We start from the raw sequence: 12,405 nt of genomic DNA on the forward strand, positions 1-12,405 counted from the left end.
GGACTTGTAATGATGGACACATGAACAGGCATGCCCCAGAACAGGACATCAACGAAGATGACCTGCAGATCCACCCGCCCAAACGAGCCGCTGCCGGTCTGAAGGCCGTGAGCGTCGCCCTCGAACGGGGCTATTCCCAGGCTGGTGTGGCCCGTACGGTCCGATCCATGCTCCGGGTCAACCAGCACGATGGTTTCGACTGCCCGGGCTGCGCCTGGCCGGAGTCCATCACGGGCCGGCGAAGCCCTGCGGAGTTCTGCGAGAACGGCGCCAAGGCCATCGCCGAGGAAAGCACCACCCGCACGGTGGGCGGTGGATTCTGGGCCAAGCACTCCATTGCCGACCTCGAAGACAAGACCGAGTACTGGCTGGGCAGCCAGGGCCGCATTGCCGAACCAGTGGTGATCAGGCCGGGTGACACCCACTACTCGCCCATCAGCTGGACGGACGCGTTTGCCTTGATCGGCGAGCACATCAACGCCTCCACTCCGGATCGTTGCGTGTTCTACACCTCGGGCCGCACGGCCAACGAAACAGCGTTCATGTACCAGCTGTTCGCGAGGAGCCTGGGCACCAACAATCTGCCCGACTGTTCCAACATGTGCCATGAATCTTCAGGCAGCGCGCTCAATCCGACCATCGGCATCGGCAAGGGCACGGTGTCCTTGGAAGACCTCCACCAGGCCGAGCTGGTCCTGGTGGTGGGACAGAACCCGGGCACCAACCATCCCCGCATGTTGTCCGCCTTGAGGGACTGCAAGCGCAACGGAGGCAAGGTTGTTGCCGTCAACCCGCTTCCCGAAGCGGGCCTGCTGAACTTCAAGGATCCCCAGTCCTTGAACGGCGTCATTGGCGGCGGCACCACCATCGCGGACGAGTTCCTGCAGATCAAGGTGGGCGGCGACCTCGCCCTGTTCCAGGCCTTGGGCCACTTGCTCCTGGAAGAGGAGAAACGCAATCCCGGCACGGTGGTGGACAAGTCCTTCATCGGTAAGCAGACGGAGGGCTTCGAGAACTACGCCAGGGCCCGCTCCGTGCTGGACTGGGAAGAGACGGAGCGGGCCACCGGCCTGTCCCGCGAGGAGATCATCAAGGTTGCGGGCATGATGGCTGCCTCCAAGGGCACCATTATTTGCTGGGCACTGGGACTGACCCAGCAGCCGCACTCGGTGGACACCCTCAAGGAGATCATCAACCTGCTCCTGCTGCAGGGGAACTTCGGCAAGCCCGGCGCCGGTGCCTGCCCCGTGCGCGGCCACTCCAACGTGCAGGGCGACCGCACCATGGGCATTTGGGAAAAGCCCAAGGAACCGTTCCTGGAGGCTTTGGACAAGGAATTCGGTTTCCGGATGCCCCGGGACCACGGCTACGACTCGGTGGAAACCCAGCACGCACTGGAAAAGGGCGAAGTTGACGTGTTCGTCTCCATGGGCGGGAACTTCGCGGCTGCCGGTTCCGATACCAACGCACTCGAGGCCGGGCTCAAGACCGCGGGCCTCACGGTCCACATTTCCACCAAACCCAACCGTGCCCACGTGGTGCACGGCCGGACGTCACTGATCCTGCCCACGCTGGGCCGCACGGACACCGATGACAAGCACCCCAAGGGCCGGCAGTTCCTCTCCGTGGAGGACTCCATGTCCGTCATCCACAAGACCCAGGGACGGCTGGAACCTGTTTCCGAACACTTGCTGAGTGAGCCGGTCATTGTTGCCCGGATGGCCCAGGCCACCTTCGGTGACGACCACGAGGTGGACTGGCGCGCAATGGCCGAGGATTACGACGTGATCCGGGACCACATCTCGCGCGTCATCCCCGGCTTCGAGGACTTCAACGCCCGGGTCCGCACCAAGAACGGTTTTGTCCTGCCCAACCCGCCACGCGATACCAGGACCTTCGCCACGGACATCGGCAAGGCGCGGTTCTCGGTGAGTCCGCTGGAGTACCTCGAAGCCCCTGCCGGGCACCTGATCCTGCAGACCGTCCGTAGCCATGACCAGTACAACACCACGTTCTACGGCTTGGATGACCGCTACCGCGGGGTATCCGAGGCCCGCCGGGTGATCCTGGTCCATGAGGACGACATCAAGGAACTCGGCTTCCAGGACCGGGACCTGGTGGATGTCATCTCCACGTTCGCCGGGACGGAACGCCGGGCCAACAAGTTCCGCCTCATCGCGTATCCGACTGCCAAGGGCTGCGCGGCCGCCTACTTCCCGGAGGCCAACGCTCTGGTCCACCGGGAGTTGGTGGCGCGGGAGTCCAATACGCCGGGCTACAAGGCCATGACCGTGCGGTTCGTCCGGCATGCAGAGGAAGAAGCCTGACATGGGACGCGTCACCCAGCGCCGCAAACTGCACAAGTTCGTCCTGGACGGATCGCCCCAGGCCATGGAGCATCCCGTCCGGTACAAGGAGGACGTCCTTGCCGTGGAAGAGCCGCTGGAAATCCGGCTGGGGGAGATGTCCTTCTCGGTGACCATGCGCACGCCGGGCGACGACTTCGATCTCGTTGCCGGTTTCCTGGTCTCCGAGGGCGTTATCTGGGAGCCCGGGCAGCTGGTCTCGGAACGCTTCTGCGCGGGGGAGGACGAGGACGGGGTCCAGACCTTCAACGTCGTCGACGCCCAGCTGCGTCCCGACGTCGTACGTCCGGAAACGGGCCGCAACGTCTACACCTCAAGTTCGTGCGGCATCTGCGGCACCGATTCGATTGAAGCCGTGCGTAAGTCTTCGCACCACAGCCCCAAGGAAGATCCCGTCACGGTGCCGGTGCGGGCCCTGGCGGCCCTCCCGGACAGGCTCCGGGAAGCGCAGGCAGTTTTCGCGAAGACCGGCGGCGTGCATGCTGCCGGACTCTTCCGGGTGGACGACGACGGTACCTCCGAGCTGCTCTGCCTGCGGGAGGATGTGGGTCGCCACAACGCGGTGGACAAGGTGATTGGCTGGGCGTTGCGGGCCGGTCACCTGCCGCTCAAGGGAACGGTGCTCCAAGTGTCCGGCCGTGCGTCCTTCGAGCTCGTGCAGAAGGCAGCCATGGCCGGCATCCCCGTGCTGTCCGCTGTCAGCGCCCCCTCCAGCCTCGCCGTGGAACTGGCCGCCGAAACGGGTGTGACGTTGGCCGGGTTCAGCCGCGGCCACAGCATCAACGTGTATGCCGGCGTCGAGCGGATCCTGCAGGAGATCCCGGTCTCCGCGGACCTGGCGGGCCAGGGATAGTTCCCCATCACTTGGCTATTGTGCTGGAACAACGTAGATTTTATCCATCGAATGGAATCGCCGGAGTGCCCGGAACGCCACCTCTTTGAGGAGCACCGTCCACCCGCCTGCCAGTCCCGCCGCCCAGCTCACGCCAAAGGGGATTTAATTGCACGACGACCGTCGGATCACAGAACAGCGTCTCGATCGATTTGTTCGGGAACGCCTTCTTCCGGCCATATACGGCAGGTCCGTTCCCCTTGAACTGAGCAGTTGGGAGGCGCCGGGTGAGCCGGTCCCCGCTGCCGAAGCAATGCGGCAGCTGTTCACTCCGCAGGAGGCCGGTGCCGCCTGGGGCAAGGCGTGGAGCACCAAGTGGCTCCGGCTCCAAGGCGAGGTCCCCGAAGGCTGGGGTGCCTCGGAAGACACCACGGTGGAAATCATCGTTGACCTCGGCTTCAACAGCGATGTCCCCGGATTCCAGTGCGAGGGTACGGCCTGGCGTGCCGACGGCAGCATCATCAAGGCGATCTCGCCGCGGAACTACCACGTACCGCTGAAACTGCTGGGTGGCGGTCTTTCCGTGGACTTCTACGTCGAAGCGGCCGCCAACCCGGACGTAGCCCAGGGCTGGTCCTTTGCGCCCACACCGCTGGGGGACAAAGCCACGTCCGGTGACGAACCCCGCTACCGGTTGGGGCGCATCGCCATCGCCGAGCTCAACGAGACCGTGTGGGAGCTCAACCAGGACGTGTGGACCTTGACTGGTCTGATGCACGAGCTCCCCATGGAGTTGCCCCGCCGGCACGAGATCCTGCGGGCGCTGGAACGCATGCTGGACATCATGGATCCGGACGACGTTGCCGGGACTGCGGCGGCCGGCCGCGCCGCGCTGGAAGGGGTGCTGAGCCGTCCCGCCTACGCCTCGGCCCACGAACTGCTTGCCACCGGCCACGCCCACATTGATTCGGCATGGCTCTGGCCCGTCCGGGAAACCATCCGCAAGTGCGCCCGGACCTTCTCCAACGTGGTGGCGCTCATGGATGACGACCCCGATTTTGTGTTCTCCTGCTCCTCCGCCCAGCAACTGGCCTGGATCAAGGAGTACTTCCCGGAGCTCTTTGTCCGCATCCGCGAGAAGGTCAAGGCCGGCCAGTTCGTCCCTGTCGGCGGCATGTGGGTGGAATCGGACACCAACATGCCCGGCGGCGAAGCCATGGCCCGCCAGTTCGTGGAGGGCAAGAGCTTCTTCCAACGCGAGTTCGACGTTGAGTGCCAGGAAGCCTGGCTGCCCGATTCCTTTGGCTACTCCGGTGCCCTCCCGCAGATCGTCAAGTCCGCCGGGTCCCGGTGGTTCCTGACCCAGAAGATTTCCTGGAACAAGGTCAACCGCATGCCGCACCATACCTTCACCTGGGAAGGCATTGACGGGACGCGCCTGTTCACCCACTTCCCGCCAGTGGACACCTACAACGCCGAGTTGCACGGACGCGAACTGGCCCACGCCCAGCGGAACTACCGCGACCACGGCCGGGGAACCATGTCCTTGGTCCCGTTTGGCTATGGCGACGGCGGTGGCGGACCCACGCGCGAGATGGTGGCCGCGGCGCACCGCACGGCAGACCTGGAGGGCTCACCCAAGGTCCGCATGGGGACGGCCAGGGACTTCTTCCTCAAGGCCGAGGCGGAGTACGCCAACCCGCCGGTCTGGGTGGGCGAAATGTACCTGGAGATGCACCGCGGCACCTACACCAGCCAGGCCAAGACCAAACGGGGCAACCGCCGCAGCGAGCACTTGCTCCGCGAGGCGGAGCTCTGGTGCTCCACGGCCGCCGTCCGTGTGGGCTTCCCGTATCCGGCGGCGGAGCTCAAGCGGCTCTGGCAACTGGTGTTGCTCCAGCAGTTCCATGACATCCTGCCCGGCAGCTCCATCGCCTGGGTCCATCAGGACGCCGAACGAAATTATGCGGCGATCGCCCGCGACCTTGAGGCCATCATCGCGGAGGCCGCGCAGGCTCTGGTCGGCCAGGGGGACACGCGGTTCCTCCTCAATGCCGCGCCGCACAAGCGGAATGGCGTGCAGGCACTGGGCGTCGCCGAAGCCGCCAGCACCGACGCTTCCGTGGAGGTGTTGGAAGAGGCCGGCGGCTATGTGGTGGACAACGGCATCATCCGGGCAGTCCTGGACAGCAACGGCCTCCTGACTTCGCTCGTCGACCATGCGAGTGGCCGTGACGCCATCGCCCCCGGCCAGGCGGGGAACCTGCTGGAGCTCTTCCGCGACACCCCGAACGAATGGGACGCCTGGGACATCGAGGAGTTCTACCGCCACAACGTCACCCCGCTGACCGACGTCGAAGGTACCGCCCTGGAGCGGACCGCGACGGGCGCCGTCGTCGTCGTTGAGCGTTCGGTGGGCGGGTCCACCATCACGCAACGCATCACGCTCGACGCCGGCGCGGAGTCTCTGGCGATAGCCACCACAGTGGACTGGCAGGAACGCGAGAAGATGCTGAAGATCGCCTTCCCGCTGGATGTGCGGGCCGACCATTCGGCCTCGGAAACCCAGTTCGGCCACGTGTTCCGGCCAACCCACACCAATACGTCCTGGGATGCCGCCAAGTTCGAGATCTGCGCGCATCGCTGGATCCATGTAGGGGAACCGGGATATGGCGTGGCGGTCAGCAACTCGTCCAGTTACGGGCACGACGTCACCCGGGCGGTCCGCCAGGATGGTGGAACCACGACGACGGTGCGCACCTCGCTGCTGCGGTCGGCGAAGTTCCCGGACCCCGAGGCAGACCGTGGCGAGCACACGCTGGAGGTGTCCATCAGGCCCGGAGCGGGCATCGCCGACGCCGTGGAAGAGGGCTACCGGACCAACCTCAAGCCCCGCTACGTCACGGGAACCAACCCGGTGGAGCCACTGGTTTCGGTGTCCAACCCCGCAATAGTGGTGGAAGCGGTGAAGCTCGCGGAGGACGGCAGTGGGGACGTCATTGTGCGGCTCTACGAATCCCTTGGACAGCGGTCGAAGGGCACGGTGATGGCCAACTTTGAATCTTCCGGTGTGGTGGCGACGGACTTGCTTGAACGGACCGTTGAGGCCGCGGGTGTGGTCTGCGCAGGTTCGGCAGCGGAGCTGGTTCTCCGGCCGTTCCAGTTGGTCACGCTGCGCTTTTCCAGGTAGTCGGTGCGGGCCTGCATCCTTGGATGCAGGCCCGCATCCGGCTACTCGGTCAGTTCGACGTCCACGACGCCTTTCAGGACCTGTTCGCGCAGGGGGATGACAGTGCTGAAGTGTTTGATGTCGTCCGCCACCCCTTTGGTGAACACTTCCTCAACCAGTGACGGCATTTCCTTGACCCCGGCCAGGTAACGCTTCGCGGCGAAATCGAAGTCCGATCTGTTGTACCGGATCTTGGCGTTGAGCGCTTTGGCGTCGTCGGCGATCTTCTGGACTTCCTCGGCCGGGGCGTTGCGCGCCTCAGCATCGTCTGCTTTCTTGACGAAGTCGTCCTTGAGCCGCACGAACTCCGCATAGCTTTCTTCGCCCTTCGCGGTTGCCTCGGCGTGCACCTCAAGCTCGGCCACCTTGGCGTCGAATATGCGGGCGAACTCCTGATAAGCGGTGTTGTTGGACTGCTTCAGTTCCTCCGCTGCTTTCCGGCACGGTGTGGCAGCCTTGGCCAGCAAGGTTTGGCGTTCCCGCAGGCTGGCTGCTTTGGAACCCACGAACAGGCCGTTGCACCCGGCTGCGTCGTCCTCGCGGAAGAGGCCCTCGAACTGCGGGTAGGAGTTCACGAGTCCCTCCATGTAGCCGAAGTACCCGTCGTGGGACTCCACCAACTGCTGCAGTGCGACTCCCACGGTGTCGTCGCTGGAACCATGCGTGGCCTTCAGGTTGTCCAAAGCGGCCCGGGCAGACTCCGTGGCCTGCTGGACGTCATCCTTCTCTTTCTGGCTGTTCCGTGCTGCCTCGTCCCGGGAAGCGGGGGCGTTCCGTGCCTTCTTGTAGGCCGCCAGATAAGCGTTGACTGCCGGCTGGATCTTGTCCCTGGCCTCGCTGAGGGCATTCATCCGGTCTTCCTTCAGTAAGGACAGGCCTTCTTTTCGCTGTTGTGCAGCCAAGTTGTTCATGGCCACCAGCGTTCCGGCGGCAATGACCAGCACAACGAGGAGAATACCAATCACCAGGAGTACTGGGCGGCGATTGCGGCGGACGGGGACGGCAGTGGTCTCCGGAATGTGGTTGCTCATGGCCTATTTCCCCTCCTGGCCGGCGGCATCAAAGCGTTCCAACCGCTCTTTCAGGATCCGCTCGAGGTTGGCGTTTGATTCGTTCGCTTCGTTGACCACCGTCGTGGACGCTTTTTTCACTGCGTTCTCATATTCCGTGCGGGGCTTGTCCAGGGAATCATTGATGTCGAGCAGCGCGATGGCCGCCAGGGTACGCTTCGCAGCCCGCTCAAAGTCATCCTTGGCGTCCAGGACTTCCTGCTGCTTGTCCCGCTGTCCGCGAATGACGCCCTCGAAGGCACCCAGGAGCGTGCTTGTCTCTGCATCGGACCCGTTCTTGGCATCCGACAGGGCGGCCAAGCACGCATCGGCGGTGGAAACGTAGTCCTTGGCGTACGTTTCGCTGCCGATGTTCAGGTCGCGGTGCAAAGGTGCACAGGCTCCGCCAACTGACTGGGTGATGTTTGCCGTGTTGGTCAAGCGCTGGTCGTTGTAGGCCACCACTGCGCCGTACTTGTCCTTGAACTGCCCCACGGCATCCTTGACCTCGGACTCCTGCAGCGCAGGCGAGCCAGTCATGGCTTCCAAGCGGTTCTTGTTCGTGGCGGATTCCCGTTCCAGGACATCTCGCTGCTGTTGCAGTACCTGGCCCACCTCATCTTCATCCGCATCAGTGGAGACCGCGCTGGTGTACCGGGCCGTGAATTCCTGCACCAAGGGGTCGTAGATATTCATGGAGTTGTCCACGATGGCCCGTTGCTTGTCCAGGCGAAGCACGTCCGCACGCTGGACACCCGCGGGGCGTGACAGCGCGTACCACGTGCCAAGCCCTCCGGCCACCAAAGCCAGCGCCACTACTGCCACGATGATGGGTGTTCGCCGACTCTTCTTCTGCGCCGGCTGTTCTGTCTCTTCCACAGTCCGTCTTACCCCCCGATTTTTTGACGCGCGCCCGGCTCCGGGCACTTGAAGCCTCATAAGGTTCCTTTTGAGCAGGAACCTTATGAGGATACGCCAGCCGGGCTAGACGTCGTGCTGGAGGCGCTTGACGAAGAGCTTAGTGCGTTCCTGCTTGGGAGCACGGAGGACCTCGGTGGCGGGGCCGCGCTCAACCACTACTCCGCCGTCCATGAAGATGACCTCGTCCGCTACGTGCTGGGCGAAGGCGAGCTCGTGGGTCACGATCACCATGGTCCAGCCTTCTTCGGCAAGCTCCTTGATGACGCCGAGGACGTCACCAACCAGTTCCGGATCCAGGGCCGACGTGGGCTCGTCGAAGAGCAGCAGCTGCGGTTTGAGCGCCAGGGCACGGACAATGCCCACACGCTGCTGCTGGCCCCCGGAGAGTTCAAAGGGGTACGCATCGCGCTTGTCGGCCAAACCAACCCGTTCCAGGAGCCGCTCGGCGTCTGCTATGGCATCGGCCCTGGGCCTTTTCTGGACCTGGACGGGGCCCTCGATGATGTTCTTCAGCACAGTCATGTGCGGAAACAGGTTGTAGTGCTGGAATACCATCGCGCTGCGATCCCGCAAGGCGGCGATGTCCTTTTTGCCCACCTTGGTGCCGAAATCGATGGAGAGACCAGTTTCGGTTCCGTCGTCCCCGAAGGCGACCGTGCCGGCGTCGGGAATTTCCAGCCCGTTGAGCGAGCGCAGGACGGTGGTCTTGCCCGAACCGGACGGGCCGATCAGTGCGACCACCTGGCCCCGGCGGATGTCGATATCGATGTCGCGCAGCACGACGTTGCTGCCAAAGGCCTTGGCGAGGTTGCGGGCCTTCAGGACCGGTGCCGGGCGGGGCTGCGGTGAGTCAGTGGGCGACATAGCGGTCCAATCTCCGTTCCACGGCTGACTGCGCCGTGGACAGGACAAGGCAGATCACCCAGTAGACCAAGGCTGCCTGCAGGTACAGGACCATGAATTCCTGGCTGAACGCGGCGATCTGCTGGGCATTGCGGAACAGTTCGGTGACCAGGATCAGCGAAGCGAGCGAGGTGTCCTTCACCAGGGAAATGAAGGTGTTGGACAGCGGTGGGACCGACACCCGGGCCGCCTGGGGGAGGATGATCCGGACCAGGGTTTGCCGGGTGGACATGCCGATGGTGTGCCCGGCCTCCCACTGGCCTTTGGGTACGGACAGGATGGCAGCGCGGATGATCTCGGCCGCGTAGCCACCCACGTTCAGCGAGAACGCGATGATGGCGCTGGGCCACGGATCCAGCTTCACGCCCAGGTTGGGCAGGCCGTAGAAGATCACGAACAACTGGACCAGGAGGGGAGTTCCGCGGATCACCGACACATAGAAGCGCCCGATGCCCGAGAGCAGCCAGTTGGGACTGAGCCGCATCAAGGCCACCAGGAGCGCCAGGACCAGCCCGAACGCGAAAGACAGCAGCGTGAGCGGAATGGTCCCCGTCACGGCACCTGTGACGAGCGGCCCGAAGGAACTCCAGACGAGGTCCCAGTTCATTTACTTGGAGACGTCCGCGCCGAAGTACTTGTCCGAGATCTTTGCCAGGGTGCCGTCAGCCTGCAGGTCGGCGAGGGCCTTGTTCACGGCGTTGGCCAGTTCCGTGGAGCCCTTGCGGAACACCATGGCGCTTTCGGTCTTGTCCGGGGCTTCTGCCGCCACCTTGAGGCCGGAATCCGGGGTGGTCTTGGCGTAATCCAGGTACGTGAGCTTGTCGTTGACAGTGGCGTCCACCCGGCCCTGCTGAACCAGCGTTGCCGCCTGGGCCCAGCCTTCCACGGCCTGGACGTTGGCTCCTGCGTCCACGGCCATCTTGTAGAAGTTGCTGGTGAGGGACTGCGCCGTGGTCTTGCCCTTGAGGTCGGCGAAGCTGTTGATGCCGGAATTGTCGGACTTGGTCACCACCACGCCCGTGGAGACCGTGTAGGGCGTGGAGAAGTCGTATTTGGCCTTGCGGTCTTCGTTGATGGAGATCTGGTTGGCGATCGTATCGAAGCGTTTGGCGTCGAGTCCCGCGAAGATGCCATCGAACTGGGTCTCCTGGAACGTTGCCTTCACGCCCAGTTTGTCCGCCACTGCCTTGGCGATCTCCACGTCGTAGCCTGTCAGCTCGCCGGCACCGTTGGCGTGGAAGCTGAAGGGGCGGTAGGTTCCCTCGGTGGCGATGACCAGTTCACCCTTGGACTTCACATCGGAAAGGGACGTATCGCCACCGGACTGCGACTGGGTGGACCCACCACCGCCGCATGCCGAGAGGGCAAGGGCCACGGAGGCCAAGGTAGCTGCCAGGACAGAGCGGCGGGTACGAAGACTGGTCATGGAAGCCATCTTAGCCACGGCCCCCGTCAGGCCCGCTGCGCCGACGCGGCCAGCCCCCGCGAAATGGCCGTTAAAAAGGCTGAGTGGGGGCGGTCCCCAACAGCCCGCCACCACTCATCCCCCCAATTGTGATCATGAGGGCGCCACATCCACCGGAAACCCGTTCTCTGATTCCGCTGTCAGGCTGCAAGCCTCATTCACACATTCATGATTGTGCCACGATCTAATGCTTTTGTGAAAGTCTTACGCTGTGCGTCGTCTTTTCCGCCTCGCGTAGGCCTTGGAAAACCAGATTCCGGCCAGGCCAATGGCGGTCGCCAGCACGGCCGAGTAATTGATCAGTGAGCGCAGCCACAGATGTACCAGGGGAATCAAGGGGAAGAGCTGGGACACCAACAACAGTGTCAAGCCGACGAACAACAAGGCCGATGCGCCGCGCAACAGAGCCGGGAAACGACCGGTCACCGTGCGCCAGATCGCCGGGAGCAGGCATGCCGAAACGAAGCCCGGGTAGAACCGGCCAAGGGCAGCGTAGGCCTCCATGGATGGACCCCACGTCAGGCCCGTCATGCCCACGGTGGAGCCCCGGGTATCGGTGATGAGGAAGAAGTAGGCCGTTAACGCCGCAGTGATGGCCAGGACGGTCAGGCCCCACGGGCCCCGGATGGCCCGGACCGCGGATTTGGAGTCGAAGCCCGTGGCGATCTTGATGCCCATCAGCAGGAAGGTTCCATACAGCAGGAACCGCAGGATGAGGTTGGTCAGGTTCATGCCCCCGAGGACGGCGTCGATGGCCAGGTAGGGTGCTTCGATACTGAGCAGGATGTCCATGGTCATCAAGGCAAAGATGTAGAAGACCACGCGGTTCTCTCCGCGCAGCGCACTGGGGATGCGCGCCACGGTAATGGCCAGGCAAATAACAAGCGTTGCCCAGGGCAGGACAGCCGTCATCCGAGGTTCTCCCAAATTCGTTCAGTTCGTTCGTGGTCTTGTTCTTGGCGGCGAAGGTTCTTGCCCAGGGCCTGGAGGCGTTCGCCGGACAGTGTCACCAGTTCGCCCAGTGTCATCCTGTCCAAAGCGTCCCGGCGCCCGTGGGGTGTCCAGCCGGCCTCGCTTTCGGTGATCAACCCGCCGGCGACCAGCCCACCTGCCGGTCCAACCCCGGCGGCCCGTGAGGTGGCAATGGCCAGTTCGGGAGGGAGCCGGTTGGCTGTCAGGTGGGCGGAAAAGTTTTGGGGCGCGATCCCGGTGGCCTCACTGACCCGGTGCCGCAACTCGCCGTCGTCGATCGCGTCCACCCAGTTCCGCACGGCGGTGGGGTGCGGTGTTGCGGTGAGTCCGGTGGCGGGGACGCTGCCCGGTTCGGTACGTTCCACCACGGCCCGCAGCAGGTCGATCGTGGCGATCTGGCTGACCAACTCGGCGGGAGTGGGCGGAACGGGCTCGCCCCGAAGCTGTGCGTAGAGGTCGAACGTGGCCAATTCCTGGACCGGGTTGAGGTCGTAGGCGCGGCTGATGCTCACCAGCGTGGATTCGGCTACCTTGCCGCGAACCAACTGCTGGGCCAGCGTCGTCCGTTTGATTCCGGAGACCCTGCAGACATCGGCGATGCTGGCGTCCGGCGCAACGCCGTGGAGCCAGCGCTGGAACGCCTTGGACTGTAGGGGCATGGAGGACTC

10 protein-coding genes are annotated in these 12,405 nt (G+C 64.0%); 3 read left to right on the forward strand and 7 right to left on the reverse strand.

The window, feature by feature from the left end; translation table 11 throughout:
• The first annotated feature begins 20 nt into the window (after nucleotides 1-20).
• The 3 genes from ACIPY3_RS11570 (at nucleotide 21) to ACIPY3_RS11580 (ending at nucleotide 6,388) form a co-directional block, all read left to right on the forward strand.
• Complete coding sequence (locus ACIPY3_RS11570; RefSeq protein ID WP_400334081.1) at nucleotides 21-2,327, forward strand: FdhF/YdeP family oxidoreductase; 2,307 nt, start codon at nucleotides 21-23, stop codon at nucleotides 2,325-2,327.
• A gap of 1 nt (nucleotide 2,328) precedes the next feature.
• On the forward strand, nucleotides 2,329-3,219 hold the full coding sequence (fdhD, locus tag ACIPY3_RS11575) for a formate dehydrogenase accessory sulfurtransferase FdhD (RefSeq protein WP_400334084.1): 891 nt from the start codon (nucleotides 2,329-2,331) through the stop codon (nucleotides 3,217-3,219).
• Nucleotides 3,220-3,367: 148 nt separating this feature from the next.
• Nucleotides 3,368-6,388 (forward strand): alpha-mannosidase, encoded by a 3,021-nt coding sequence (locus tag ACIPY3_RS11580; RefSeq protein ID WP_400334089.1) that lies wholly within the window; start codon nucleotides 3,368-3,370, stop codon nucleotides 6,386-6,388.
• A gap of 41 nt (nucleotides 6,389-6,429) precedes the next feature.
• Here ACIPY3_RS11580 and ACIPY3_RS11585 read toward each other — a convergent pair whose 3' ends face one another.
• From ACIPY3_RS11585 to ACIPY3_RS11615, 7 genes are all read right to left on the reverse strand, one after another.
• Nucleotides 6,430-7,458, reverse strand: coding sequence for a hypothetical protein (locus ACIPY3_RS11585; RefSeq protein WP_400334092.1), 1,029 nt, complete (start codon nucleotides 7,456-7,458; stop codon nucleotides 6,430-6,432).
• 3 nt (nucleotides 7,459-7,461) lie between these two features.
• A complete protein-coding gene (locus tag ACIPY3_RS11590) occupies nucleotides 7,462-8,355 on the reverse strand; it encodes a hypothetical protein (RefSeq protein WP_400334095.1) in 894 nt (297 codons plus the stop codon).
• A 105-nt stretch (nucleotides 8,356-8,460) separates the two neighbouring features.
• Nucleotides 8,461-9,261 carry an amino acid ABC transporter ATP-binding protein gene (locus ACIPY3_RS11595; RefSeq protein ID WP_400334098.1) on the reverse strand — a complete coding sequence of 267 codons (801 nt, stop codon included), beginning with the start codon at nucleotides 9,259-9,261 and terminating at the stop codon, nucleotides 8,461-8,463.
• Nucleotides 9,248-9,907 carry an amino acid ABC transporter permease gene (locus ACIPY3_RS11600; protein WP_400334101.1) on the reverse strand — a complete coding sequence of 220 codons (660 nt, stop codon included), beginning with the start codon at nucleotides 9,905-9,907 and terminating at the stop codon, nucleotides 9,248-9,250. The genes ACIPY3_RS11595 and ACIPY3_RS11600 overlap by 14 nt, the downstream gene beginning before the upstream one ends.
• Nucleotides 9,908-10,726 (reverse strand): amino acid ABC transporter substrate-binding protein, encoded by an 819-nt coding sequence (locus ACIPY3_RS11605; RefSeq protein ID WP_400334104.1) that lies wholly within the window; start codon nucleotides 10,724-10,726, stop codon nucleotides 9,908-9,910. It abuts the gene before it with no gap.
• 243 nt (nucleotides 10,727-10,969) lie between these two features.
• Nucleotides 10,970-11,677, reverse strand: a complete 708-nt coding sequence (locus ACIPY3_RS11610) for a hypothetical protein (protein WP_400334107.1) — start codon at nucleotides 11,675-11,677, stop codon at nucleotides 10,970-10,972.
• Nucleotides 11,674-12,396: a hypothetical protein gene (locus tag ACIPY3_RS11615; RefSeq protein ID WP_400334110.1), complete on the reverse strand. Its 723-nt coding sequence runs from the start codon at nucleotides 12,394-12,396 to the stop codon at nucleotides 11,674-11,676. The genes ACIPY3_RS11610 and ACIPY3_RS11615 overlap by 4 nt, the downstream gene beginning before the upstream one ends.
• Nucleotides 12,397-12,405 lie beyond the last annotated feature (9 nt).

Source organism: Paenarthrobacter sp. NPDC089714, from assembly GCF_044748905.1.
Lineage (GTDB): Bacteria > Actinomycetota > Actinomycetes > Actinomycetales > Micrococcaceae > Arthrobacter.